This is a genomic window from Arenibacter aquaticus, assembly GCF_003957295.1.
Taxonomy (GTDB): domain Bacteria; phylum Bacteroidota; class Bacteroidia; order Flavobacteriales; family Flavobacteriaceae; genus Arenibacter; species Arenibacter aquaticus.
In genome coordinates this window covers 84,835-109,947 of sequence record NZ_RQPJ01000014.1, presented here as the reverse complement: position 1 = coordinate 109,947, position 25,113 = coordinate 84,835, and the positions used below count along the sequence as shown (strand labels likewise).

The following is a 25,113-nucleotide window of genomic DNA, read 5'->3' as shown; positions in this document are numbered from 1 at the left end:
CCTTAGCAATAGTTCCAAAAGATTTGTGTTAGGCATTAGGTCTCAAATAAAGGTGTCACTTGGCTATTTTTTATTGGCTGCACTACTTGGTGTGCTGTTAAGGATGTTTGTGGTGGTACCAATACCTGTAAATTACCGATTTATAGTTCATACCCATTCCCATATAGCTTTGCTAGGTTGGGTATATGTTGCCTTAACAACACTGTTGTATTACCTTTATTTGCACGGGGCGGGGCTAAAGAGCCGGTATGGCAAAATATTTTGGTTTACACAGTTGTGTTTACTGGGAATGTTGTTGTCCTTTCCTTTTCAGGGATACGCTTTATTTTCTATAATATTTTCTTCCATGTTCTTGGTGGCATCTTATTGGTTTACTGCCTTTTTTATAAAAAACGTTCCACAGCGAACAAAGGATTCCCTGGCCTATCGTTGTATACGGATAGCACTTTTGTTTATGGTGAGTTCCAGTATTGGTCCATGGGCCCTAGGTGGGATAATGACGGTATTGGGACCGGAATCTATTTGGTACCGATTGGCCATTTATTTCTACTTGCATTTTCAGTATAATGGATGGATGGTAATGGCCTTGGCAGGATTGCTGTTCTATTTATTGCAGGAGGTAGGAATAGTGGTTTCCGACAAGAGGTCTAGGTTCTTTTTCCGATGTACCGGTCTTGGTATTGTATTGAGTTTTTTTCTCTCCACCTTGTGGACGGCACCCGGACCGGTGTTTTATATTATGGGCGGGCTAGGAGCCCTTTTGCAACTGCTCGGGTTTGGGTTACTGTTCCGGGTCTGTTTTAAAAATAGGCAGTTGTTAAAGTCCCGATTGTCACCAACACAATACAGTAGCTTAAAATTGGTAAGCGTATTGCTGATTGTAAAAATGTTGTTGCAGTTGTTAACAGCGTTACCCTATTTTGCCAGTTTGTCCACTACAATTCTGGATTTTACTATAGGCTATTTGCACTGGACCTTTTTAGGTGTTGTAAGTTTGGGGTTGTTCTTCTTTTTGGATTATTACAAAATGATAAAGCTTTCCAAAACGGGTTTAAGAGTGTATTTCACAGGTTTTGTAATTACAGAGCTGCTTATTTTTTATAGAGGGACTGCTGCTTGGTTGGGCTGGGGGTTGATAGAAGGATATAGTGATGTGTTGGCAGTGGGCAGTTTATTAATCCCAATCTCCTTGATGGTCATTCTTTGGACATCCAAGGGGCAGGAAACCAAGTCTTCTTGCTAATTTTCCTTATTCCGATGCTGGTAAATCTGTATATATAACATAGTGGACATTTTCTGAGCCCTGTTTTTGGCAATCCAAGCTACCTCTCCGTCAAAAAGTTCATCTATAGTAGCAAACCACTCGTTGAGCCACAGGCCAAAATGCTCTGGGGTAATGCCATGGTCCATCTTCCTGTCTACCTCTTGGTGCACGGCAATGGGGTTGCCCCTATATTTTCGCTCCAATAAAAGTTGACTCTCCCAAAAATCGGTCAACAGCTCCAAATGACTGTCCCAGTCCGTTATGATACCATTAAATATGGGACCCAATATTTGGTGTTCCCTAATCTTGGCATAGAAATTAACCACTAGTAGTTTAATATCCTTTCTCTCTTTTATTTCTGATTTTAACAACATATGTTTTATAACTATTCCTGTGGAATACGGTATTAATACTGGGTTTGTTTTATTTGCACTATAGGCCTATTTAAAACTAGGATATAGAAACCTGTAATGCACTTCCATTTTATTGTTTTTTAGTTTATTAATGCACCTATTTATATGATCCGTAATCATTTTCAGAGATCACTTTAAAAGCCATCTGATGTAACTCGGCATTAATTGGAATTTGACAGGCTAGGCGGCTGTTGGCATTGCTGCTATCCAATTTGGAAAGCGTGTGCTTCTCATCATCGGATATCTTAGAACTCGTATGGCCTGCTATTATTTGAATATGACAGGTGCCGCACCAGGCCCTGCCTTTACAATCTCCCCACTCCTGCAGATATTTGTCAAAAAGTAACTCCATTAGATTGTGGTATTCATTGTGCGTAAAGCTGGCGTCTTGGATGTCCCCAAATTCGTCTATATAGCTAATGGCGTAATGGTTTGGTTTCATTATTTTCAAATAAGATTTGCTATAATGGTTAAGATACTGAAAAGGACACTCAAAAGTAATATGTTAAAGGTTGTTTTTGTTTTTAATTGTGCCAATACGGCAGCGTTGTAGGCCATGCAAAATATAGTGATTAAAAAAAGAAATGTAAACTTAACTGCAGTTGGTATGTGGTTCATAAGCAACATCATAGCGGCAACAGATCCTATGCAGCTTTGGCCTATAATGGCAATGGTGGAATATCCTGTTTGTTCCCGTTTAAATTCCGTTAGTAAGCGATAATAAATTTTCATGGGGTTTGTTGATTTTAAGTTACTTCCAAAACATATCGGAGCTATTTTCTATATATTCTTTTTCGTTTTGATGGGCGGCTATGGTCTGTAGTTGTTGTTCGGTGGCCACCTTTTGAATTTCATTGAAGAGTATGCGTTCCTCAAATCTGATATGTTGCTCCAATTCCTCCTCGATGATAGCGAGTGATTTTTCAATGTCCTTTTCCGTATTAAAAAGGCGTTTTAACCGTCGGTGTTGTGTTATGGCTTTTTTTACCAGATCATTGTCCTCTCCCAGTATGGGGAATATATGTGTCTCCTCTTCGGTAAAATGGGGAATTAGGTAGGTTTTATAAAACCAGTCTGTATAAGCCTTTATCCTTGAGTAAGCTATCTTTTTGGTAAATCCAGTGCGGATTTTCCATGAAAGCAGCAAACCTTGGTGGTGTTCCCTGCTCAAGGGTTGAAGAACTAGGTGTCTTTTAATGGGCTTGGGTTTCATACGTAATTGCTTTAAGGATTGATAAAATTACTGGCAGTCTCAACCTTTCTTGGACCGCTGGTACTGCGATACCCAACAGCAGGGGAATGTTGCTGCTAAATCAGTGCAGTTAAAATAGCGGTCCATGTTGTTTTGTTCCATGTTTAGTGTTAAACGTTTATTTCTTTTTCCATGGCTATTGCCTTTGGGAAAAGAATATTATTCTCCAAATGAATATGTTTGTGCAAATCCCTTTCAAATTCGCTTAGTAGAGCAAAGGCAACCTTATAAGTATTACAGGCATCACTAGGGGGTGAGTAGGAGTTGCTCAATTCAGCAATAATCCTAAATCGATCACCTTCATTCTCATGTTCATCCATCATTGTTTGAATGGGGTTTTTAATGCTGCCATAATGCATATTGGGCATAGCACTTCCCATCTGCTTGCTCTGTAGCATTTTACGCACGGCGGGGAAAACTATTAATTCCTCTTTTTTCATGTGTATGGCCAATTCACCCGCACTTTTATTGAAATGTTCATTGATTTCCAATAATTCGGGATGACGGTCACCATGTACTCTGCATAATTTGGTGAGATATTGGTTTAAAATAGGAATTTGGGTCTCAACATAGCGATGGTGCTTTTTTTCAATATAATCGGCCAAAAGGTCTATGGGCCATGAATTAAAATCTATATGGTCATCATTGGCTTCTTGCCCAACTTTTTCAATTTCATTTAGTAGCTGCTGGGTATCCAGGTTGTTTTTATGGGCAACCTCCTGAACGCTGCGGTTTCCCTTGCAGCAAAAGTCTATTTTGTGATCCTTGAATATCTGGGCTGCTCGGTAGTTTTGCGCTACTATTTCTCCGATGTTTTTGGTCATTAAATTTTCCATGATTTTAGCTTTTAAAATGTATATTGGAGTCGGTTGCCATTATGGCAACGGCTTTTAGATTTTTAAGAATCTCAAGTTTATGCTCGGTATAGGCCGGGATAAGAAAGGAGGAACCTTTTTCCAAAATGTATTCGGTGTCCTTCGTCTTTAGAAGGGCCCTTCCTTCCTGAACAATAATAACCGCTTCATGGGTATTGAGATGTGTTGGCATCCCCATACCGGCCATTGCCTTTATTTGCATTGTTTTTAAGGAATCACCTACTAGTAGATGCGTTAATTCCGGTCTGTTTACAATTTCCATAGTTGTCATTTTTGGTGTTGTCAGCCCAATGTTGTTTCTCCAATTGGGTCCACAAGGCTGGAAAAAATATTCGTTTTTGGTATTTTGGGTGGAGGTATTTTTTCCAATCCGATCCCCCCGTAGCTTTCTTGTTTTCACCTTTGCTGTTCAAATAATGTTCGGCAGTTTTTAAATGAACCATAGGCCAATCTATATTATAAAGAGTATCAAACGTCCTTACCCTTTCCCTTAGGGCATCAGGAATATTGGGCAGGGAAGATAACTTGTCCTCCAAGGTGCTGCCCTGTACTTGTACAGCGGTTTCCCAAAGTGCTTTGAGGTATCTTTCCTCAAAAAGTTGAAGGGTTAGGGTTTTGTGCCCGGTTTTAGGATTGGTTCCGGCATCTTTCCAATAAAGGTGCTCAAAACATTCCTTCATATCTGGCTGTATGTTGGTGGTGTTCTTGTGTCTATGGCTGATTAAATTCCCTATGGAGGTGCAATGGAGTTCTATAAACCGGAATTGGGCGGACTGAAAACCGCTGGCCGGCGTTAAGGCTTTGCGAAAACTATTGTAATCCTCGTAGTTCATTCCTACCCTCATAATATCGAAGGAGTTAATCAACATAGAGGTATATTGTATTAACCGGTCTAGTTTTGTAATAAGGTATTCGGTTGTAGTGACCTTTTCTGTTGTTAGTTGTTGCAGTTCATGCAGCATCATTTTAAGGTAAAGTTCAGTTACCTGATGGTACATGATAAAAATGGATTCATCCTTGAAAGCTGTACGAGTTCTTTGAAGAGAAAGAAGGGTGTCTACCTCTATGTACTCCCAATAGGTAATTGGTTTGGCATGCAGCAGGCCCTCTAAATAGGTTTCCGGATTTTCACCAAGTGCTTGGTATTTTTCAGCTATTTTATTTGTAATGTCCAGCATAGGGATTATTGTAAAATGTATATGTTAAAATTGAAATTAGTAAGCTGTTAAATTATTTAAGAATTAAAGACCCTTTTATCTTTTATTAGTTTAAATTTTTATCGTTTTAGGTGGGTAAGTCCAATATCAAGACCAGTGGCCAATTCGTATAAACTGGTATTATGTAACATGGACTTTAAATTATCCCGTATTCCCACAAACTTATCGTGCACGGGGCAGGGCTTTGAGGCATCGCACTGTTTCAGTCCCAAGCCACAGCCATTAAAAATATTGTCACCGTCAATGGCATGGACAATTTGGTGCAGGGTAATAGCATCAATTTTTGATTCTTGGATCTGAAAGCCACCTGTAGGCCCCTTTTGGGAGTCTATTATACCGTGCCTTGCCAACGATTGTAATATCTTAGCAGTAAATGCCACAGGTGAATCCACCTCTTCGGCAATTTCTTTAAGGCTCACCCGCTCTTGGTGCATAGACTTGACCGCTATGTATATCGTGGCCTTTATTCCGTATTCACAAGCTTTGGAAAACATAGGAAAACTTTTAAAATCAATACAAATATAACTTTTATTCTTATTTCGGACAAATTTATCTTAAATAGAAAACGTGGGCATTAATGCTCTCCATATCCTATATCGTCCATTTTCCCCTTAAATACCCGGTATTGAATAAAGATATAGGCAATAAGAAGGATCAGGGCCACAATAAACCAATATACACCCACCGAAAGCCCGTACTCATCTGCCGCTACATTATAGATGGTCAACGAGGGGTTTACGGTATTGGTAGATGGCAATACCTTGGGAAATATGGAGGCAGCGGTGGTAGCAAAGCCTCCTAAGATGAATAAAGCGGAGCAAACAAATCCCATGCCGTCCTTTTTGTATGTCCGTACTCCAAATAGTCCAAACAGGCCAACAAGGGTCAGTAATGGAAAAACCCATAACCATGGTCTTTCCATAAAATTATGAAAGGGTTTGGGAGCTATTATATGCCAAAGAACAAGGGAGGTAATTACTAGGGAGACCAGGACGATATTGAGTCTAAAAATTACGGTCTTTAATTTGTTGTTCAGCTCGGAATTGGTCTTAAAGATAATCCAGTTGGCACCATGGATGGTCAAGGTTACCGCTCCCAACAGGCCAAGTAAAATGGTAAACCAATCTATTATGCCTAGATGTTCTGCCGTAGGACTAAATGTGGGATTCCACAGTGGGAGAAAAAAATAATGGGCTTCATGGGCAGAGACGCCATTTTCTACCATGCCCAGGTTTACACCTCTAACAACATTGCCCAAGGCAATTCCAAAGAAAAGGGCCAAAAGAAAACTGGCGATCCCAAAGGCTTTGTCCCATACCGCCTCCCACAATTTGTTATGTATCTGACCCCGGAGTTCCAAGCCTATCGCCCTAAAGATCAGCAGCCATAGAATCATGATCAAAGGCAGGTAGAAACCGCTAAAGGAGGAGGCATAGAGGGTGGGAAAGGCAAAAAATAGGATGCCTCCAGATGCAATAAGCCATACTTCGTTAGCGTCCCAAAAGGGGCCAATGGCATTTGTAATGGCCTTTTTGTCCTTTTCTTTTTTTGCAAAAAAGAGATGTATGATCCCCGCTCCAAAATCATAGCCATCCAATACCACATAGATAGCTAACATGCTCATTAAAACAATGTACCAGAATAATTCCATATTTATGTATTAGAGGTTAGGGGGCCTTTATTTATTATTTTGCCTACAAGTATTAAAAAGAGCATGCCCAACAATAGGTACAGTCCAATAAACCCTAATAGGGTGAATAGTGTATTTCCAGAGGATACAGTGGGTGAAATGCCGTCCGAGGTGCGCAATAGATTATATACCAACCATGGTTGTCTACCTAATTCGGCCGTATACCAGCCTGTTGTGTTTGCAATGTAGGGAAAGGGTAGGAGGAAAAGTAGGGACCATAATATCCATTTGCTGCTGTATAATTTTTTACGCCACAGTTGTACGCCCGCCATTGCCATGATGCCAATAAAAAGGGTGCCCAGTCCCACCATTATATGATAGGCGTAATATAAGCCGGGAATATTGGTAGGATAAACTTCTGGATTAAATTCGTTTAACCCTTTTACTGTGGCATCCCATTTTTTATAGGTCAGAAAACTCAGAATGTTTGGAACGGCCAGTTTATTGTCCAATTTCTTTTCCATTACATTGGGTTGCCCAATGAGAACTATTTCTGCTCCCCCGTGCTGGGTTTCAAATAAACCCTCCATGGCTGCAAAGGTAACAGGCTGGTATTCCACTACATTTTTCGCGGCCCAGTCTCCTGTTGGAAAGGCTACCAATACAGAAGATATTAGTCCAAATAACACTCCGGTCTTTACAAATAGCTTTCCAAAACTATGATGTTTCTTGTTCAGTATATAAAACGCACCCACAGCAGCTATAACAAAGGATGCGGTAACCATACTCGCCAACTGATTGTGCAAATAGGAGGGAAGAAGCCAGGGATTGGAGAATAAGGCGCCAAAATTATTTAATACAAATTTACCATTGCTCAATATTTCGTACCCTACTGGATGCTGCATCCAGGAGTGGGTGGCTATGATAAGGAACCCGCTGGCCCATGATCCCAAAAACACTAAAAAGCCAGTTAAAAAATGTAATTTATGGCCTAGTAATTTCTCTCCAAATAAGAACAGGCCAAGAAAGGAAGATTCCAGGAAAAAAGAGAACATACCTTCCATGGCAAGTGTTTGCCCAATGATGCCTCCGGTGAGTTCGGAAAATTTGGCCCAATTGGTGCCAAACTGAAACTCCATTGGTATTCCAGTTACTACACCCATGGCAAAATTAAGGGCAAAAATCCGCATCCAGAATTTGGCTGCATCGTTATAAGATTGAAGTTGGGTCCTAAGAAATTTCCATTTGAAATAAACGATGATAAGCGAAAGTCCCATGGTTAATTGGGGAAACAAATAATGGAAAGTGATAGTAAAGGCAAACTGCATCCTATCATAAAAAAGCATATCCTCCATTGAAAATGGCATTAGGTTATTAAGTAGCTCAAATTTAAACAACAAAGAGAAAAAAATGTCAAGAAAGACCGGCTTATTAAGCATTTTTTTAAATCAATATTTTTGCACAAAACCTGATGGTTGTCATCTTTTTATCTAAAGAATATACATTATCTTTGCCTTGTGTTTAAGGTATATGAGGTTTTGATGAATTAAAGGATTGTTACTTTAGCCCAAGTTTAATCGAATTTTGTTTTACATAGGAACCACCTTATTTTAGAAGAATTATAAATGAAACAATTAGTCTTGTTTGTTGCGCTGATCATGCTAATAAAGCCATTATGGCCCTTGGCAGAGTATGCGGTAAATTATGATTATATTGTAGAGAACCTATGTGAGAACAGGAATAGGCCTGCCATGCAATGTGACGGAAAATGTTATTTGGCGAAACAGCTGGCCAAAGAATCCGAGGGCAGCGATAAAAATCCTTTTGAGGGTAAACGCTTTAATGCGGAGATCCAATTTATTGATTTTCAGGAAAAGGAATTTTTGCTAGTGCTCCAATCTGGATTTGTACCAAACATTGAGAATAATTATAAGAATGCCCTGGTTTTGATTCCGGGTTTATATACTACAGATATTGCACAGCCGCCAGAGCTGGGATAATATAATCATTGCTATTATGTAATAGGGAGGCTTGCAACCTTTTACTACCTAATGGCAACTTCAACATATTATATTATCTAAATTTTAAACGTGTGAAAATTTTCAGACATGCCCATATAGTATACACTATACTTATGGGAAAAAATATACATAGCCCTAGTTGGTCTATTTACGTGGCGCTTTTTATGTTTCCCCTGTATATAGGGGCTCAGGAATTAGTTTTGCCTCAGGACTCCATTATACGGATTAATTTGGACGAGGTTATCCTTATTTCGGCTAGAAAGACCTTGGATTATAACAAACAGCCAAAACCTTTGTCTTCTTTGGATGAGTATTTGGAATCCTCCAAGAAGGTAGATATGGTAAAACGGGGTGCCTATGCTTGGGAGCCCACCTTGAACAATATGTATTCCGAACGCCTTTCCGTTACCATAGACGGTATGCGGATATTTGGGGCCTGTACGGACAAGATGGACCCTATAACCTCTTATGTGGATGTGTCCAATTTGTCCAAGGCCCATATAGCATCGGGTCAGCAAGGGGCTGAGCATGGAACCACTATTGGAGGTGCCATTAACTTGGAGCTGGACAAGAGCAACTTTAGGGATACGGGATTGGAAGGCAATTTGGAGACCGGTTTTGAGAGCAATAACGAAATGAACGTTGTAGGGGGGCAACTTAATTACTCCAATTCCAAGTATTTTGTGGATACCGATATTATTTATAGAAAGGCCGGGAATTATTATGCTGGGGGTGGGGAAGAAGTGTCGTTTTCACAGTTTGAAAAGTATAATTTCTCTGCCTTGGGAGGGTATAAAATAGCAGACGATAAGGCTTTGATAGCAAGCTTTATTTTTGACGAGGCCCGGGATATAGGTTACCCCGCCCTAACCATGGATGTTTCGCTGGCCCGTGCTATGATTGCCTCCTTAGGTTATGAACAGGATGAACTTTGGGGCAGTTTAACCAATTGGAAATCCAAGTTGTACTTTAATACAGTAACCCATGTTATGGACGATACCAAGCGTCCTGATGTGGCCATACACATGGATATGCCGGGTTGGAGCGATACCTACGGATATTTCAGCGAGGCCCAGCTTAAAAAAGAGAAACACAGTTTTCTGTTTAAACTGGACGGGTACTACAATAGGTCTTATGCAGAAATGACCATGTACCCCAATGACCCGGATGAATTGCCCATGTTTATGCTTACGTGGCCCGATGTCCGCACCGCTAATACGGGAGTCTATGTTGAGGATGAACTGGATTTAAACGGTAGCTTTTTAAAGCTTGCCACTAGGATGACCGTTCAAAATCAGAAGGTGGCCGATGAATTTGGTTTAAATAGCCTTAGGATCTTTTATCCAGAAATGGAGAAGTCCAAAACACGATTCTTAAAAAGTATTTCGGGCCAATGGCATAAAATGTGGATGCCCTGGCACTTTAATGTAGGCCTGTCCTACGGGGATAGGGCACCTTCTGTTAGTGAAGGGTACGGGTTTTATTTGTTTAACAGTTTTGATAACCATGATTATATTGGAGATCCAGAACTGGACAATGAAAAATCGGTAGAAGCCAATACCAAGATTTCCTGGGAAAAATCCAAGTTTAAATTTACGGCCGAAGCTAATTATTTCCATATAACGGATTATATCATTGGGGATATAGACCCTTCCCTCAGTGTTATGACCATAGGGGCAGAGGGCGTAAAAGTATATAAGAATCTAGAGTATGCCAATCTCTTCAATGCCTCCCTGGAGATGAAATACGGGCTGCTAGAGCACTTAAATTGGAATGCTGTACTTTCCTATCACCGAGGAACGGACAATGAAGGGGGTAACCTGCCCTTTATGAGTCCGATAACCTATGGTTCTGGACTACAATTTGACAATAGATCTATTTCCGCGGCCTTCCAGGTCAAAGGTGCTGGAAAACAACGGAATTACAATCCCAATTTTGGAGAGGATGAAACAGCCGCTTATACCGTTTATTCGGTCACTTTGGGAAAGACCTTTGCTATTAATAACGATGCAGTCTATGCAAAATTTGGAGTAGAGAATATATTTGATACCTACTACTCCACCTACACCGACTGGAAAAATATTCCCCGAATGGGACGAAATTTTTTCTTAACACTTACTTATTCCATTAACTAAAAAAAAAATACAAATGAAAACTATAAAATTAGTCTTAATTACAATCGCTTTATCCTTGGGTTTAACTGCCTGTACCTCTGATGATGATTCGCCGCAATTGGAAGTAGATCCCTTGGCCGAATACAATTTAGTGACCAAGGTGGATGCCAACGGACACAGCTTGGAACTTTATTCAGATGGCAATGCCTTTACCACTGGATACAATGAAGTGTACCTACGTATAAAGGATGATTCGGATAACAGCTATTTTGCCAATCCCAAAATTTCCTGGATGCCCGTTATGCATATGGAGAGTATGAACCATTCCTGTCCTAAATCCGAACTGGCTATAAGCACGGAAAACAATACGGTAGTAGAGGGTTATGCAATATTTCAAATGGCCGGTAATGCGGATGAATATTGGGACATAACCTTTACCTATGAGGTAGGAGGGCAGGAGTATACGGTTACCCAGACCATTGATGTTACGGCTCCGTCAGATGGCAAACAAAGGGTCACCTCTTTTTTAGGGAGTGATAATGTTAGGTATGTCTTGGCCATGGTAGCGCCTCGTGATCCAGTGGTTGCCGTTAACGATATTCATGCCCTACTTTATAAAATGGAAAGTATGATGAGCTTTCCAATGGTGCAAAACTATAGCATAGCCCTAGACCCCCGTATGCCGGGTATGGGCAATCATAGTTCTCCAAACAATGAGGATCTAACCTATGACAGCAGTGCTAAAATGTACACAGGAAAATTGTCATTGACCATGACGGGGTATTGGAAACTTAATTTAAAATTGTTGAATATGGATGGGGAAGTATTGAAGGGCGAAGATGTTACAGAGGAAAACGAAGCCAGTAGTCTTTACTGGGAACTGGAATTTTAAACCTTGCTCAGCGGCATAAAAAAAGGCTGTCCGATAGGGCAGCCTTTTATATTTAAAAATCTATGTTATTTAAAACTTGTAGCGTACAAATGCCTCCATGGCGGCATAATGCGCTAATCCCAGTTCATCATATTTAGTGGCCGTTTCCTTGTTTCTGTCTTCTGCACGTTGCCAGAACTCTCTGGAATCGGATCCTTGGAATACCACTCCGTCTTTCTGTGATTGGTGTTTAAAGATTCCGTAGCGTTTGGCCAAAACCTGACTTGGGCTCATAGGTACTGCCATTTCAATATCTTCTATATCCCACTCTTGCCATGCACCTCTGTACAACCAAACCCAACAATCTTCCATATATGGTTTGGATTTAAGTCGGTCTATGGCCTCAAAAATAATATCCAGACAAACCTTATGGGTTCCGTGCGGATCTGCCAAATCCCCGGCCGCATAAATTTGATGTGGTTGTATTTGCTCTATCAAATCCATCGTTATCTTGATGTCCGCATCGGAAGGTGGGTTTTTTTCAATGGTACCCGTTTCATAGAAAGGCAGGTCGTTAAAATGTATTTGTTCATCAGGAAGACCTACATAGTAACTGGTAGCCCTAGCCTCACTACGTCTAATAAGGCCTTTTACCTTTCTTACCTCTTCAATATCAATTTCACTGGCCTTTTTGTTTTTAATAAATTCGGTGGCCTTTTTGTAGATCTCAATAGACTTTTTGTTGTCCAGTCCAAACGAACGGTTGTAGTCTATCACAAAATCTGAAAACCGTAATGCCTCGTCATCGGCAACAGCAATATTTCCAGATGTTTGATAGGCTACATGTACTTCGTGGCCTTGGTCTTGCAAACGCATAAAGGTACCTCCCATACTTATGATATCATCATCTGGGTGCGGGCTAAAAATTAATACGCGTTTTTTGGCAGGTTCTGCCCTTTCTGGCCTGTTAAGGTCATCGGCATTTGGCTTACCACCAGGCCATCCGGTAATAGTGTGCTGTAGTTTGTTGAATATTCTAATATTGATATCGTAAGCATCGCCAACTTCCGTCAACAAGTCACTCATACCATTTTCAATATAGTCAGCTTCGGTAAGCATCAATACTGGTTTCTCCAGCTTAAGGGCTAATCCTACAACCGCCTTTTTAATCATTTTTTCATCCCATTCAACCTCCTCAACAATCCACGGTGTACTTACCCTGGTAAGTTGGGAAGACGATCCCTGATCCAAGATAAATATACTGTTGGGGTGTTCCTGAAGATAAGATGCAGGTACCTGCTCTGTAATAGGTCCCTCAACCGATTCTCTGATGATGGACGACTTACCTTCACCCCAAGCCATAAGGATTACCTGTTTGGCCTGCATTATTTGCTTAATACCAAGGGTAATCGCCGTTTTAGGGGTGTTTTGAAGGCCTTGGAAATCCTTGCTTGCCGCAACTCTGGTAATGTGATCCAAGGTTACCAATCTGGTTTTTGAGTTGGGTAGGGATCCGGACTCGTTGAAACCAATATGTCCGTTACCACCAATACCCAAAATTTGAAGATCAATTCCTCCTAGAGCATCTATTTTTGCTTCATACTCTTTACAATAATCGGCAATGTCAGCTTTGGAAAGCGTTCCGTCAGGGATATGATAGTTCCCTGGCTCAATGTCTATGTGATTAAACAGAAGTTCCTCCATAAAGCGCACATAACTGTGTATGGCATCGGGCTCCATGGGGTAGTATTCATCTAGGTTAAACGCAATAACATTCTTGAAGCTAAGGTTTTCTTCTTTGTGCAAGCGTACAAGTTCTGCATACAATCTTTTTGGGGTAGATCCCGTAGCAAGTCCAAGGACGCACATTTCCTTGGCTTTTTGTTTTTTCTTGATCAATGTCGCAATTTCAGCAGCCGCTGATTTGGACGCAACCTCGGAGGACTCAAAGATAACAGTGTTGATTTTTTCAAACCTTTTTTCAAAACTGGTTACCTTATCGATTTTACTTTTAATCATGGGTGGCAAGATTTTTTGTTCATTTTTGGTTGAATCGATAAAAGTAATACAAAGAAATTAAATGCATGTAATAGTTAATGATTTTAACCTATTCTTAATCCATTTCCTACCCATCGGTTTTTAAATGCCCTACTTCGAAATTAGTTTTGTACCGTATAGGGAGGTAAGAGTGGCTCATTATGGTTTTTTGGGCAACTTAATTCCTGTTCCCATCAAAATCCTTAATTCAAATTTTAAACGTAATTTTGTGGAAATACATAATCAATCATACCAATAACAAGGGGCGTACATGCCCTATTATATTTTACTAGATGAGTCTATCGTTAGAAAATACCTGGAGATGGTACGGTCCGCAAGACCCAGTATCCTTAGCGGACATTAAACAAGCTGGGGCTACAGGGGTGGTAACCGCCTTACATCACATTCCTAATGGAACAATATGGCCAGTTGAAGAAATTCAAAAAAGAAAAAGTGAGATCGAAGCCGTAGGGCTAACTTGGTCTGTAGTGGAAAGTGTGCCCATTCATGAAAATATTAAGACGCAACAGGGCGATTTTCAGCAATATATTGAGAACTATAAGACCACTATTGCCAATTTGGCCAGCTGTGGAATAGACACTATTTGCTATAATTTTATGCCGGTCCTGGATTGGACACGGACCAATTTGGATTATGGCCTTGAAGATGGGTCAACGGCTTTGAGGTTTGAAAAGGATGCCTTCGCCGCCTTTGAATTGTTCTTGCTAAAGCGTCCCGGAGCAGAGACTTCCTACTCCGAAGAGGAGAAGAAGGCCGCAAGTGAGTATTTAAAAAATACCACTGAAGCTGAGCAGAAGAAATTGATCCAAAATATTATAGCTGGTCTGCCCGGTGCAGAAGAGGGTTATAGTTTGGAAGAATTTAATAAAATACTGGCCACTTATGAGCATATTGGGGCGGAGGAATTAAAAGAGCATCTTTTTTACTTCCTAAGCCAGATTATACCGGTAGCCGAAGAAGGAGGGGTTAGAATGTGTATCCATCCAGACGATCCGCCATATCCTATTTTAGGATTGCCGCGGGTGGTAAGTACAGAGCAGGATATAGTGGATCTTTACAATGCCGTGGACAGTCCCAATAATGGACTTACTTTTTGTACCGGATCGTTTGGGGTTAGGGCCGACAACGATTTGGTAGGTATGGTAAAAAGACTGGGGCACCGTATTCACTTTATGCACCTTAGGAGTACGCAACGCGATGAAAATGGCAACTTTCACGAGGCCGATCATTTGCTTGGTGATGTGGATATGTATGGGGTTATGAAAGCCTTGGTGGAAGAACAGCAAAAAAGAAGTGCCGCCGGAAGAAAGGACCTGCGTATGCCTATGCGCCCCGATCACGGCCATAAAATGCTGGACGATTTAAAGAAAAAGACCAATCCCGGATATTCCGCCATAGGAAGATTAAGGGGTCTGGGAGAATTAAGGGGCTTGGAATTGGGGATCCGTAGATCTTTATAACACAGTACCTGCCCTTTAGCAACACACCCTCTGTTCTTTTGGTAAGAAACAGAGGGTGTATTTTTTTATCCCGGTATGGAAGTATTGTTAACTTCTTATTTTTTGGATCAGGGCCAAAGTTTCCCTTACCGTTTTTTCCAAGCCATTGTAGTCTTTATTTTCCAAGACGGTCTTGCTAATTAAGTTAGATCCCATTCCCACACAGGTGACGCCGGCATTAAACCAGCCACTTAGGTTGGATTCTTCCAGTGTTACCCCTCCTGTAGGCATAACACTGGTCCATGGTTGTGGACCTTTGATAGCTTTTACAAAACTAGGTCCAAAATGGGCGCCTGGGAACAATTTGATGATTTCACATCCCAGCTCCTCGGCCCTGTTGATCTCCTTTAGGGATCCACATCCAGGGCTCCAAAGTACTTTTCTGCGATTACAGACCGTGGCGATATCTTCTCGTAAGGAAGGGGTCACTATAAAATTGGCACCCATCTGCATATAAAGGGAAGCGGCGGCGGCATCGGTGATAGAGCCTACACCCATGGCCATCTCCGGCATTTCTTTAATAACATATTTGTTTAGTTCGCCAAAGACCTCGTGGGCAAAATCCCCACGTGCCGTAAATTCAATTAATCTTGCACCGCCATCATAGCAGGCCTTTAATATTTTTTTTCCCAGAGCTACATCTTGGTGATAAAACAAGGGGACTAAGCCTGTCTTATGCATTAATGCTGCAACTTCTATTCTTGAAAACTGTGACATATTTATTTTGCTTGTGGTTATCTGCTAACTTTTCCAGAGGAATCCCCTCCGGCCAATTGTTCTATCTCTGCAATGCTCGCCAGATTGAAATCGCCGGTAATCGTATGCTTAAGGCAGCAGGCGGCCGCAGCGAAATCTATAGTTCCTTGTTTGTCCAAATCATCGTTGAGAAGACCATAGATTAATCCCCCCATAAAGGCATCTCCACTACCCACTCGGTCTACCACTGGGGTAACCTCCCTGGTCTTGGCGTAATAAATGTCCTTACCGTCATAAAGGATACCTCCAATCTTTTGGTGAGAGGCATTAATGGAATAGCGCAGTGTGGTGGCTACATATTTTAAATCCGGCGCACTTTTGTACAACAGATCATACAACTGTGGTAGGGATTCCATATCCTGATAGTCAGGGTCCTGCTTTTCTTGGCCCGTCATAAAAAAGGCGGTGTCCAAATCCCCAAGTATAACATGGCTGTATTTTAAAAGCTCGGGCATAATATCCTTAGGCTCCTTGCCGTATTTCCACAATTTGGAACGATAGTTTAAATCCGAAGAAATGGTGATTCCCATTGCGTGGGCTGCCTTTACAGCTTCTAGGCAAACAGCTGCAGCATTACTGGATATCGCCGGTGTTACCCCGCTCCAATGAAACCAATCGGCATCCTTAAAGATAGATTTCCAGTCAATACTACTGGGCTCTATCTGGGCAATGGCACTACTGGCGCGGTCATATACCACTTTACTCCCCCTGGTTCCCGCTCCGGTTTCCAGGAAATATATACCCAAACGATCCCCTCCAAATTGAATATTGGCAGTAGATACATTTTGTTTTCTAATCTCTTGTAGGGCACAGTCCCCTATGTCGTTCTTGGGAAGACGGGTTACAAATTCCGTCTCCAAACCATAATTGGCCAAGGAAACGGCAACGTTAAACTCCCCGCCACCATAGGTAGCATTAAAATTTGTGGCCTGTGAAAACCGAAGATGTCTTTCGGTGGACAATCTTAGGAGGATTTCCCCAAAGGTGATAACTTTCTTCATTCAAATTCATTTACGGTAATAGGACAAAAGTACTAAGGTAATTCGAAAACTGGAAAAGTAAGGTTTTTTTCTTTTTTATAACGTTGCTTTTGGTTTTTGTTTGATGTATAAAACGGAATGTTAAATTAATTAAATAAGCCCAAGGATTTCGTTTAAATTTTCTCAATTTAGTTTTTTATATGATTCAAGTATCCGTAAACCTGGATATTGATAAAAATGAATAAAAGCTATTGAATAGTATATGAAAGTTGTTGCCTTATTTTGTTGCAGTCTGTTTATTTTCCAGGGCTGTGTTTCCCAGTCTTCTGCAAGGCTTATAGATTCGCAAATGGAGGTGACCACTTCCGAAACTCTGAAATATCATTTGTATTATCCGGAAAATTATGGGGTAGATCCGGAGGCCAAGTACCCATTACTACTATTTCTACATGGAGGAGGGGAGTCAGGGGCCGATCTGAAAGCGTTTAAGGACAATGGTTTAGCCAAGCTTATGGAACGCGGCATGAAATTTCCTTTTTTAATATTAGCCCCTCAGAATCCACACCCAAAAATGTGGTGGAATACTAGGGCGGTAAATCAGCTTTTAGATACCATAACGGCCAGCAACAAAGTAGACAAAAACAGGATTTACCTTACAGGGCTTAGCAGGGGAGGGGGAGCGGCCTGGGAGATGGCGGTGCAATACCCCGATAAATTTGCAGCCCTCGCGGTGGTTTGCGGGATGGCTCCGCTACCCTACGCCTCTTGGATAAATAAAAATATGCCCATTAGGGTCTATCACGGCGATCAGGATAAATCCATACCTATTACAGAATCCATAACCATGGTAGATAAACTAAAGGAAATGGGGTATCAGGTAGAGTTTACCGTTTATAAAGGGGCCGGACATAACGTCTGGGATAGGACCTATGAAAATGAAGAGCTGTACCAATGGTTTATGGAACAGCAAAAGATCACACCTTAAAAATGATAACTGGTGTTGGTGGTTGCGCACAAGGGAACCACAATTGTTCATGTGCCATAATATACTATTGTAGGTGTTAAAAAGATAGCAATTGAAATCATTTGTTGTATTTTTCACTGCTTAATGTTATTTTATTATTTATGATGCGTCGTTTATATCTTGGATTTTCTTGTATTAATCTGTTTATTATGTCTGCAATGCTCTTGTTTTCCTGTGCCGATATAAAGGGTCAAAAAAGTGACCACAAATACACCAATGATCTTATTGATGAAACAAGCCCCTATTTGTTGCAGCATGCACATAATCCGGTAAATTGGAGGCCATGGAGTCCGGAAGCCTTGGAAGATGCCAAAAAGGAGAACAAACTGGTTTTGGTTAGTGTTGGCTATTCCTCCTGTCATTGGTGTCATGTAATGGAAGAAGAGACCTTTGAGGATGAGGAAGTGGCTAAATTAATGAATGAAAATTTCATCAACATAAAGGTAGATAGGGAAGAAAGACCCGATGTGGATCATGTGTACATGACCGCGCTGCAACTAATAAAAGGGAACGGGGGATGGCCATTGAATGTTATTACCCTGCCCAACGGGAAACCTATTTATGGCGGAACCTATCATACCAAAGAGCAGTGGAAAAAAGTCTTGTCCGAAATAAGCAAATTATATACGGAGAATCCTGAAAAAGCCAATGAGTATGCAGATATGGTTGCTCAGGGCATCCAGGAAGTCAATCTGGTACAACCCGTAACCGATTTGGACGGTTTGAACCAGGATGCACTAAAAGAGAGCGTTGGGACTTGGAAAGCTAACTGGGACTTTGAATGGGGAGGCAACAAAGGGGTGCAGAAATTTATGATTCCCGTGAACCTGGATTTCTTATTGGACTATGCGGTGTTGACCGAAGATGAGGAATCCAAAGGCTTTGTAAAAACTACCTTGGATAGAATAGCCTGGGGCGGGGTCTATGACCATATTGCCGGAGGTTTTTATAGATATAGTACGGACTCCCAATGGAAAGTACCCCACTTTGAGAAAATGTTGTATGACAATGCCCAATTATTAAGTCTGTACTCCAAGGCCTATAAGGTGTTTGATGAGCCCATGTACAAAAAGGTAGTGGAAGAAACCATTGCCTTCTTGGATAGGGAAATGAAAAACCCCGAAGGGGGTTATTATGCAGCCATTGATGCCGATAGTGAAGGAGAGGAAGGCAAATATTATGTTTGGACAGAGGAGGAATTGAAAACTATTCTGGGAGACGATTTTGAGTTATTTGCCAAGTACTTTAATATAAAGCCTTCCAATATATGGGAAAATGATACCTATGTACTTTTTAGGACCAATGGTGATGAAGACTTTATAAAGGAAAATAATATTTCTTCGGAAGCCTGGGAAGATTATCAGGAAGTGTGGAGAGCGAAAATCTTGGCAGCTAGAAAAAAACGGATAAGGCCCAATACCGATGATAAAATAATAACCTCATGGAATGCCCTCTTGATAAATGGGTTTGTGGATGCCTATAACACTTTTGGGGATAGTTCCTATTTGGATAGGGCAGAGGAGGTCTTCGGTTTCTTGAAAAAGAACAGTTATAGCAAATCTGGATTATTACATACCTATAAAAAAGGCAGTAGGAAGAAGGATGGGTTTTTGGAGGACTATGCCTTCTTGGCCAATGCTTGCCTAAATTTGTATAGCACTGTTTTGCACCCATCCTATTTGGACTTTGCTAAAAACCTTCATGAAACAGCCACGACAAAATTTGCCGATGAGGAGTCTGGGATGTACACTTTTAATTCGAGCAAAGAGTTGATCTCCAAAATTATTAAGACCGATGACGGTGTGTTGCCATCTCCCAATGCTATGATGGCAGAGAACCTGCTGCTATTGGGGCATATAGATTACAATAAGGATGCAACACTAAAAGCCAGGACTATGCTTTCGGCCATAGTGCCCGCATTGGTGGAGAGCGCTTACAACTATTCTAAATGGAATTCCCTATTGCTTAAAACTACCTACCCATATTATGAAATAGCGGTAGTGGGCAGTGACGCCCCAAATTTGGTGTCCGAATTGCAAAAAAAGCATTTGCCCAATACCTTGATCGTAGGGAGTAGCTCCAAGAGTGAGCTGCCTTTGTTTAAAGGGCGCTACTCAGATGATGGGACCTACATATACGTTTGTCAGGACCATACCTGTAAACTTCCGGTGGCTACGACCGAGGAAGCTATGGAGCAATTAAATAATTTTTGATTCTCAAGATTGTAAGAGACAAAAACACTAAAATGCCTTGGTCATAAAGTGGTGTTCCCATAACCAAAAATACAATTCTAAGGAATTGCACTAAATGAAATGATATCGTTTATTGATGGTTTTGGGCCTGTTGAGGTAAGTTCTAAGGTTATTCGTATAAAAATGTTTAACTTATATTCCTTTTAAACTTATATTGAACCTTAAAATTAATCCTTTGAAAGATGCAGATAAAAGAATCGTCAACTATTTATGATGTAATTATAGTTGGGTCCGGAGCTGGTGGCGGAATGGCCACGAAAGTACTATCCGAGGCCGGATTAAAAGTGGCCGTTGTGGAAGCAGGTCCATTTTTTGACCCTAAGAATCCAGAACAGATAACACAACTAAAATGGCCATATGAGTCGCCACGTAGAGGGGCAAGCACTACTAGGGCATTTGGAGAATATGACGCCGCATATGGCGGGTGGCATATAGATGGGGAGCCTTATACGCAAAAAAACGGATCTAAATTTTCTTGGTTCCGCTCCCGTATGCTAGGTGGACGTACCAATCACTGGGGGCGTATTTCACTGCGATTCAGTGAGCGCGATTTTAAACATAAGGATGTAGATGGTCTTGGGGAGAACTGGCCTATTGGCTATGAGGATGTAAGGCCTTATTATGATAAAGTAGATAAATTGATCGGTGTTTTTGGTTCCAAGGAAGGTTTGGAAAATGAACCGGACGGTTTTTTCCTTCCTGCCCCAAAACCAAGATTACATGAACTGTATTATATAGATTCGGCCAAAAAATCAAACATTCCCGTTATCCCTTCCAGGATGTCAATGGTCACCAAAAAAATAAATGAGGATCGTGGGGTTTGTTTTTACTGTGGGCAATGTGGTAGATCTTGCCAGATTTATGCCGATTTCTCCGCAGGGAGCTGCCTGATATTTCCAGCGCAAAAAAATGGGGGACAAATAGATCTATTTGTCAATGCCATGGTCCGCGAGGTAACAACCAACGAAGAGGGTAAGGCTACCGGTGTGGTTTATATAAACAAGGAAGACCGTAAGGAATACGGTTTAAAAGGGAAAATTGTTGTTTTGGCGGCATCGGCCTGTAGTACGGCAAGAATACTGTTAAATTCTAAAAGTAAGCAACACCCTGCTGGATTGGGTAACAGCAGCGAAGTAGTAGGGAAGTACCTGCACGATTCCACTGGGGGAGGAATGACCGGATTTATTCCGGACCTAATGAACCGTAAGACCTACAACGAAGATGGTGTGGGGGGAATGCACGTATATACCCCGTGGTGGCTAGACAATAAAAAGCTCGATTTTGCAAGAGGATACCATATAGAAATTTGGGGCGGATTGGGTATGCCAAGCTATGGTTTCGGATTTAACCCCAATGCACTTAATGAGTTTTTGGGAGAAAAAGTAGGCGGATATGGAAATGTCCTAAGAGAGGATGTCAAGAAATATTACGGTGCTATGATTGGATTCGCCGGTAGAGGGGAGTCTATAGCCATGGAGAGTAACTATTGTGAAATAGACCCTAATAAAGTGGATGAATTTGGTATTCCTGTTTTACGCTTTAACTACCAATGGTCAGACCATGAACGTTTACAGGCCAAGCACATGCAAGAAACCTTTGAGGAGTTGATCCATAATATGGGCGGACATGTATTGGGAGACATCCCGGGAAAAGATAAAGATTACGGATTGTTGAATCCGGGAGAGATTATCCATGAAGTGGGTACAACAAGAATGGGTAACGATCCCAAAACTTCTGTAGTAAACAAATACGAGCAACTGCACGATGCGGATAATGTATTTATTGTGGATGCCGGACCATTTGTTTCCCAGGCCGATAAAAATCCAACCTGGACCATCTTGGCATTGGCATGGAGAACTTCTGACTATATTATCGATCAATTGAAAAAACAAAATATCTAATATCATGGATAGAAGAAAAAGTATAAAGTCCATTATTCTCGGTGGCGTGGCCGGTGGACTCGCAATAAATGGTTGTAAACCGGGAACCGAGCCCGAGGCAGGAAAAGAGGAGGCCCTTAATGTGGACGAGAAACATTTTGGTAGAACACCTGAAGAAAAGGAATTAATTAAAAAATTGCAGGCGGAGCAGTTTTTTAATGAACATGAAATGGCCACCTTGGGAGTGCTTTGTGCACTTATATTGCCCGCCACAGATACCTATGGTAGTGCTACCGATGCTGGTGTACCCGATTTTATTGAGTTTATGGCCAAGGATATACCTTCTTACCAAACCCCATTGCGAGGTGGACTTATGTGGTTGGATAGTAAGAGCAATAAAGAGTACGGTGCAGAATTTAAATCTGCCACAGCTGATCAGCAAAAAGAAATACTGGATGCCATTGCCTATCCGGACAAGGAGAATCCTACCTATGAACAACAGTTCTTTTCACTGGTGCGTAATTTAACCGTTACTGGTTATTATACTTCCAAAGAAGGTATAGAGGACTTGGGTTATAAGGGTAACTCGCCCAATGTTTGGGACGGGGTTCCTGCCGATGTGCTGGAGAAACATGGTAAGTCCTATGACCCGGAGTGGGTTGCCAAATGCGTAGATCAAAGCAAGAGAAATGTTATGGCAGAATGGGACGATGAAGGGAACCTGATTACCTAATTTTTCCTAAGCATCTTTATAGTGTAAGTGGTGTTTGGATATTTAATGCCAAGGTACCACGCTTGCCACATGATATGATATATTTTAAAGGATTACGAGGCCCTCGGATCCATTTAATTATTATAGAATAAAAAGTCCTCCACTCGGGGACTTTTTTTTATTTATTAGTATTTGGGAGGTAGGTGTTTGGTTAAGGGTGGATAGGAATTTAACGTAAAAGGTATCCAAATACACTCCATAATTTATAGCAGAATCTGTTTTTGGGCAATAGCATTCCCCCTAGTTTTTTTCTTCAAGTTCCACTTCATCCATGGTAGTGGGGAGTTGTGGGGACAACTGATTATACCGTGTATTTTTTGAACTGCATACAGAGGAATTGGTAACATAATTTAAATGGTTGCTTTCGGGCTTTTGGCTCTTTTAATAATATATTATCAATTATTAATGGTATTCTGCTAATTTTCATGAATTTTGAGGTTGTTTGGATAAAAAATTCTAATTTGATTTCGTTTTAAACCTATTATTGAAGTTCAAACTAATCAATTTTTAATATGCAGATAAAAGAATCTCCAGAAGTTTACGATGTAATAATTGTAGGTTCGGGTGCAGGTGGTGGTATGGCCACAAAGCAGTTGGCCGATGCTGGTCTCAATGTAGCGGTAGTTGAGGCCGGGCCGTTTTTTGATCCGGCAGACCCCAAAACCATGAATCAATTAAAATGGAATTATGAATCCCCAAGAAGGGGGGCTGGCACCACTAGGGCGTTTGGTGAATTTGATGCTGCCTATGGGGGTTGGGAGATAGAAGGTGAACCCTATACCCATGAGCCCGGGACGGAATTTCATTGGTTCCGGTCACATATGTTGGGAGGGCGTACAAACCATTGGGGAAGAATTTCCCTGCGTTTCGGACCTAAGGATTTTAAGGGTAAAACTAGGGACGGTCATGGTGAGGACTGGCCAATAGGTTATGAAGATGTAAAGCCATATTATGATAAGGTAGATAAATTAATAGGGGTTTTTGGTACCAATGAAGGATTGGAAAACGATCCGGATGGATTTTTCCTTCCGCCGCCAAAGCCTAGATTGCATGAGATTTTTTATATAAATGGGGCCAAGAAGGCTGGGATACCCACTATTCCAGGTAGACTCTCTATGTTGACCAAAAGAATAAATACAGAGCGAGGTGTGTGTTTCTACTGTGGGCAGTGCTCGCGTTCCTGTTCTGTGTATGCCGATTTCTCATCTGGGAGTTGTCTTATATTTCCGGCACAAAAAAGCGGAGGGCGAATTAAATTATTCGTCAATTGTGTGGTGCGGGAAGTTACTACCAATGAAGAGGGCAAAGCAACAGGAGTATCGTATATCAGTAAAGACGATAGGAAAGAGTACAAGTTAAGGGGCAAGGTTGTGGTGTTGGCAGCTTCTGCATGTAGCTCAGCACGTATTCTCTTGAATTCCAAGAGTAAACAGCATCCCAACGGATTGGGAAATAGTAGTGATCTTATAGGTAAATATTTGCACGATTCAACAGGAGCCAGTAGAGCTGCTTTTGTCCCTGCATTGATGAACAGAAAAGTATCCTATAATGAAGATGGAGTGGGCAGTAACCACGTGTACTCTCCTTGGTGGGGAGATAACTCCAAATTAGACTTCCCAAGAGGATATCATATTGAAGTGGGGGGTGGAATGAAGATGCCCGGATATGGCTTTAGTTTTAATCCCAATGAGTTCAATAAGTTCTTCGGTCTCAAAGTAGGGGGGTATGGGGCCAGCTTACACGATGATGTTAAAAAATATTACGGATCCGTATTAGGAGTGGCCGGAAGGGGTGAGAGTATTGCCCGTAAGGAGAATTATTGTGAAATAGACCCTACCACTGTAGATCAATACGGTATACCGGTATTAAGGTTTCATTACAAATGGTCAGATTTGGAGATAAATCAGGCCAAACATATGCAGGACACCTTTGAGGAGATTTTTCACAATATAGGCGCAGAGCCTTTAGGCGAAAAACCAGGTAAAGACCGCGATTACGGACTGGAAGCCCCTGGTCGTATTATCCATGAGGTGGGAACCACAAGAATGGGCAATGACCCCAAAACATCGGTCACCAATAAATTTAATCAATTACACGATGTAGATAATGTATTTATTGTTGATGCTGGACCATTTACTTCCCAGGCAGATAAGAACTGTACTTGGACCATACTGGCATTATCTTGGCGCGCCAGTGACTATATTATTGAACAATTAAAACAACAAAATATCTAGA

23 protein-coding genes are annotated in these 25,113 nt (G+C 41.2%); 10 read left to right on the top strand and 13 right to left on the bottom strand.

Annotation, left to right across the window (positions count from 1 at the left end):
- Window positions 1-25 precede the first annotated feature (25 nt).
- Window positions 26-1,243, top strand: a complete 1,218-nt coding sequence (locus EHW67_RS13850) for a hypothetical protein (RefSeq protein WP_126162986.1) — start codon at window positions 26-28, stop codon at window positions 1,241-1,243.
- Here the strand turns inward: EHW67_RS13850 and EHW67_RS13845 are convergent.
- The 10 genes from EHW67_RS13845 to EHW67_RS13800 all read right to left on the bottom strand — a co-directional run bounded on the left by EHW67_RS13845 (window position 1,240) and on the right by EHW67_RS13800 (window position 8,006).
- On the bottom strand, window positions 1,240-1,638 hold the full coding sequence (locus EHW67_RS13845) for a group III truncated hemoglobin (protein WP_317126882.1): 399 nt from the start codon (window positions 1,636-1,638) through the stop codon (window positions 1,240-1,242). The genes EHW67_RS13850 and EHW67_RS13845 overlap by 4 nt on opposite strands.
- A gap of 136 nt (window positions 1,639-1,774) precedes the next feature.
- Window positions 1,775-2,119, bottom strand: a complete 345-nt coding sequence (locus EHW67_RS13840; RefSeq protein ID WP_126162985.1) for a 2Fe-2S iron-sulfur cluster-binding protein — start codon at window positions 2,117-2,119, stop codon at window positions 1,775-1,777.
- Between the two features lie 5 nt (window positions 2,120-2,124).
- Window positions 2,125-2,409 carry a hypothetical protein gene (locus EHW67_RS13835; protein ID WP_126162984.1) on the bottom strand — a complete coding sequence of 95 codons (285 nt, stop codon included), beginning with the start codon at window positions 2,407-2,409 and terminating at the stop codon, window positions 2,125-2,127.
- A gap of 19 nt (window positions 2,410-2,428) precedes the next feature.
- Window positions 2,429-2,890 (bottom strand): hemerythrin domain-containing protein, encoded by a 462-nt coding sequence (locus EHW67_RS13830; protein ID WP_126162983.1) that lies wholly within the window; start codon window positions 2,888-2,890, stop codon window positions 2,429-2,431.
- A 149-nt stretch (window positions 2,891-3,039) separates the two neighbouring features.
- Window positions 3,040-3,765 carry an iron-sulfur cluster repair di-iron protein gene (gene ric, locus EHW67_RS13825; protein WP_126162982.1) on the bottom strand — a complete coding sequence of 242 codons (726 nt, stop codon included), beginning with the start codon at window positions 3,763-3,765 and terminating at the stop codon, window positions 3,040-3,042.
- A gap of 4 nt (window positions 3,766-3,769) precedes the next feature.
- On the bottom strand, window positions 3,770-4,066 hold the full coding sequence (locus EHW67_RS13820) for a cupin domain-containing protein (RefSeq protein ID WP_126162981.1): 297 nt from the start codon (window positions 4,064-4,066) through the stop codon (window positions 3,770-3,772).
- Window positions 4,020-4,982 carry a tryptophan 2,3-dioxygenase family protein gene (locus EHW67_RS13815; protein ID WP_126162980.1) on the bottom strand — a complete coding sequence of 321 codons (963 nt, stop codon included), beginning with the start codon at window positions 4,980-4,982 and terminating at the stop codon, window positions 4,020-4,022. The genes EHW67_RS13820 and EHW67_RS13815 overlap by 47 nt, the downstream gene beginning before the upstream one ends.
- Window positions 4,983-5,080: 98 nt before the next feature.
- Window positions 5,081-5,515 carry an RrF2 family transcriptional regulator gene (locus tag EHW67_RS13810; protein WP_126162979.1) on the bottom strand — a complete coding sequence of 145 codons (435 nt, stop codon included), beginning with the start codon at window positions 5,513-5,515 and terminating at the stop codon, window positions 5,081-5,083.
- Window positions 5,516-5,595: 80 nt separating this feature from the next.
- The gene (gene cydB, locus EHW67_RS13805; protein WP_126162978.1) at window positions 5,596-6,672 is read right to left on the bottom strand and encodes a cytochrome d ubiquinol oxidase subunit II; all 1,077 of its coding nucleotides are present in this window, start codon (window positions 6,670-6,672) and stop codon (window positions 5,596-5,598) included.
- Between the two features lie 2 nt (window positions 6,673-6,674).
- The gene (locus tag EHW67_RS13800) at window positions 6,675-8,006 is read right to left on the bottom strand and encodes a cytochrome ubiquinol oxidase subunit I (protein WP_126163189.1); all 1,332 of its coding nucleotides are present in this window, start codon (window positions 8,004-8,006) and stop codon (window positions 6,675-6,677) included.
- Between the two features lie 270 nt (window positions 8,007-8,276).
- On the opposite strand from EHW67_RS13800, the gene EHW67_RS13795 reads away from it, so the two are divergent.
- From EHW67_RS13795 to EHW67_RS13785, 3 genes are all read left to right on the top strand, one after another.
- Complete coding sequence (locus EHW67_RS13795; protein ID WP_126162977.1) at window positions 8,277-8,651, top strand: hypothetical protein; 375 nt, start codon at window positions 8,277-8,279, stop codon at window positions 8,649-8,651.
- 134 nt (window positions 8,652-8,785) lie between these two features.
- Window positions 8,786-10,807, top strand: coding sequence for a TonB-copper family protein (locus EHW67_RS13790; protein WP_238389942.1), 2,022 nt, complete (start codon window positions 8,786-8,788; stop codon window positions 10,805-10,807).
- 13 nt (window positions 10,808-10,820) lie between these two features.
- Window positions 10,821-11,678 (top strand): hypothetical protein, encoded by an 858-nt coding sequence (locus EHW67_RS13785; RefSeq protein WP_126162976.1) that lies wholly within the window; start codon window positions 10,821-10,823, stop codon window positions 11,676-11,678.
- A 69-nt stretch (window positions 11,679-11,747) separates the two neighbouring features.
- Here EHW67_RS13785 and nagB read toward each other — a convergent pair whose 3' ends face one another.
- Entirely contained in the window at window positions 11,748-13,676 is a 1,929-nt protein-coding gene (gene nagB, locus EHW67_RS13780) for a glucosamine-6-phosphate deaminase (protein ID WP_126162975.1), read from the bottom strand.
- Between the two features lie 311 nt (window positions 13,677-13,987).
- On the opposite strand from nagB, the gene uxuA reads away from it, so the two are divergent.
- Window positions 13,988-15,175 carry a mannonate dehydratase gene (gene uxuA, locus EHW67_RS13775; protein ID WP_126162974.1) on the top strand — a complete coding sequence of 396 codons (1,188 nt, stop codon included), beginning with the start codon at window positions 13,988-13,990 and terminating at the stop codon, window positions 15,173-15,175.
- 87 nt (window positions 15,176-15,262) lie between these two features.
- Here the strand turns inward: uxuA and EHW67_RS13770 are convergent, their stop codons facing one another.
- Window positions 15,263-15,931 (bottom strand): bifunctional 4-hydroxy-2-oxoglutarate aldolase/2-dehydro-3-deoxy-phosphogluconate aldolase, encoded by a 669-nt coding sequence (locus EHW67_RS13770; RefSeq protein ID WP_126162973.1) that lies wholly within the window; start codon window positions 15,929-15,931, stop codon window positions 15,263-15,265.
- A gap of 17 nt (window positions 15,932-15,948) precedes the next feature.
- On the bottom strand, window positions 15,949-16,971 hold the full coding sequence (locus EHW67_RS13765) for a sugar kinase (protein ID WP_126162972.1): 1,023 nt from the start codon (window positions 16,969-16,971) through the stop codon (window positions 15,949-15,951).
- A gap of 241 nt (window positions 16,972-17,212) precedes the next feature.
- Between EHW67_RS13765 and EHW67_RS13760 the strand changes: the two genes are divergently transcribed.
- The 5 genes from EHW67_RS13760 to EHW67_RS13740 all read left to right on the top strand — a co-directional run bounded on the left by EHW67_RS13760 (window position 17,213) and on the right by EHW67_RS13740 (window position 25,112).
- Window positions 17,213-17,935 (top strand): carboxylesterase family protein, encoded by a 723-nt coding sequence (locus tag EHW67_RS13760; RefSeq protein ID WP_126162971.1) that lies wholly within the window; start codon window positions 17,213-17,215, stop codon window positions 17,933-17,935.
- Window positions 17,936-18,123: 188 nt separating this feature from the next.
- Window positions 18,124-20,187, top strand: a complete 2,064-nt coding sequence (locus tag EHW67_RS13755) for a thioredoxin domain-containing protein (protein WP_238389941.1) — start codon at window positions 18,124-18,126, stop codon at window positions 20,185-20,187.
- A 221-nt stretch (window positions 20,188-20,408) separates the two neighbouring features.
- The gene (locus EHW67_RS13750; RefSeq protein ID WP_126162969.1) at window positions 20,409-22,127 is read left to right on the top strand and encodes a GMC family oxidoreductase; all 1,719 of its coding nucleotides are present in this window, start codon (window positions 20,409-20,411) and stop codon (window positions 22,125-22,127) included.
- A 4-nt stretch (window positions 22,128-22,131) separates the two neighbouring features.
- A complete protein-coding gene (locus tag EHW67_RS13745) occupies window positions 22,132-22,839 on the top strand; it encodes a gluconate 2-dehydrogenase subunit 3 family protein (RefSeq protein ID WP_126162968.1) in 708 nt (235 codons plus the stop codon).
- A 551-nt stretch (window positions 22,840-23,390) separates the two neighbouring features.
- Window positions 23,391-25,112, top strand: a complete 1,722-nt coding sequence (locus EHW67_RS13740) for a GMC family oxidoreductase (protein WP_126162967.1) — start codon at window positions 23,391-23,393, stop codon at window positions 25,110-25,112.
- The last annotated feature ends 1 nt before the right edge of the window (window position 25,113 follow it).

Excerpts from the sequence above, each read along its gene's own strand:
- EHW67_RS13845 (WP_317126882.1), bottom strand. The coding sequence starts at position 1,638 with ATGTTGTTAAAATCAGAAATAAAAGAGAGAAAGGATATTAAACTACTA.
- EHW67_RS13840 (WP_126162985.1), bottom strand. The coding sequence starts at position 2,119 with ATGAAACCAAACCATTACGCCATTAGCTATATAGACGAATTTGGGGAC.
- EHW67_RS13835 (WP_126162984.1), bottom strand. The coding sequence starts at position 2,409 with ATGAAAATTTATTATCGCTTACTAACGGAATTTAAACGGGAACAAACA.
- EHW67_RS13830 (WP_126162983.1), bottom strand. The coding sequence starts at position 2,890 with ATGAAACCCAAGCCCATTAAAAGACACCTAGTTCTTCAACCCTTGAGC.
- ric (WP_126162982.1), bottom strand. The coding sequence starts at position 3,765 with ATGGAAAATTTAATGACCAAAAACATCGGAGAAATAGTAGCGCAAAAC.
- EHW67_RS13820 (WP_126162981.1), bottom strand. The coding sequence starts at position 4,066 with ATGGAAATTGTAAACAGACCGGAATTAACGCATCTACTAGTAGGTGAT.
- EHW67_RS13815 (WP_126162980.1), bottom strand. The coding sequence starts at position 4,982 with ATGCTGGACATTACAAATAAAATAGCTGAAAAATACCAAGCACTTGGT.
- EHW67_RS13810 (WP_126162979.1), bottom strand. The coding sequence starts at position 5,515 with ATGTTTTCCAAAGCTTGTGAATACGGAATAAAGGCCACGATATACATA.
- cydB (WP_126162978.1), bottom strand. The coding sequence starts at position 6,672 with ATGGAATTATTCTGGTACATTGTTTTAATGAGCATGTTAGCTATCTAT.
- EHW67_RS13800 (WP_126163189.1), bottom strand. The coding sequence starts at position 8,006 with ATGGAGGATATGCTTTTTTATGATAGGATGCAGTTTGCCTTTACTATC.
- EHW67_RS13795 (WP_126162977.1), top strand. The coding sequence starts at position 8,277 with ATGAAACAATTAGTCTTGTTTGTTGCGCTGATCATGCTAATAAAGCCA.
- EHW67_RS13790 (WP_238389942.1), top strand. The coding sequence starts at position 8,786 with ATGGGAAAAAATATACATAGCCCTAGTTGGTCTATTTACGTGGCGCTT.
- EHW67_RS13785 (WP_126162976.1), top strand. The coding sequence starts at position 10,821 with ATGAAAACTATAAAATTAGTCTTAATTACAATCGCTTTATCCTTGGGT.
- nagB (WP_126162975.1), bottom strand. The coding sequence starts at position 13,676 with ATGATTAAAAGTAAAATCGATAAGGTAACCAGTTTTGAAAAAAGGTTT.
- uxuA (WP_126162974.1), top strand. The coding sequence starts at position 13,988 with ATGAGTCTATCGTTAGAAAATACCTGGAGATGGTACGGTCCGCAAGAC.
- EHW67_RS13770 (WP_126162973.1), bottom strand. The coding sequence starts at position 15,931 with ATGTCACAGTTTTCAAGAATAGAAGTTGCAGCATTAATGCATAAGACA.
- EHW67_RS13765 (WP_126162972.1), bottom strand. The coding sequence starts at position 16,971 with ATGAAGAAAGTTATCACCTTTGGGGAAATCCTCCTAAGATTGTCCACC.
- EHW67_RS13760 (WP_126162971.1), top strand. The coding sequence starts at position 17,213 with ATGAAAGTTGTTGCCTTATTTTGTTGCAGTCTGTTTATTTTCCAGGGC.
- EHW67_RS13755 (WP_238389941.1), top strand. The coding sequence starts at position 18,124 with ATGTCTGCAATGCTCTTGTTTTCCTGTGCCGATATAAAGGGTCAAAAA.
- EHW67_RS13750 (WP_126162969.1), top strand. The coding sequence starts at position 20,409 with ATGCAGATAAAAGAATCGTCAACTATTTATGATGTAATTATAGTTGGG.
- EHW67_RS13745 (WP_126162968.1), top strand. The coding sequence starts at position 22,132 with ATGGATAGAAGAAAAAGTATAAAGTCCATTATTCTCGGTGGCGTGGCC.
- EHW67_RS13740 (WP_126162967.1), top strand. The coding sequence starts at position 23,391 with ATGCAGATAAAAGAATCTCCAGAAGTTTACGATGTAATAATTGTAGGT.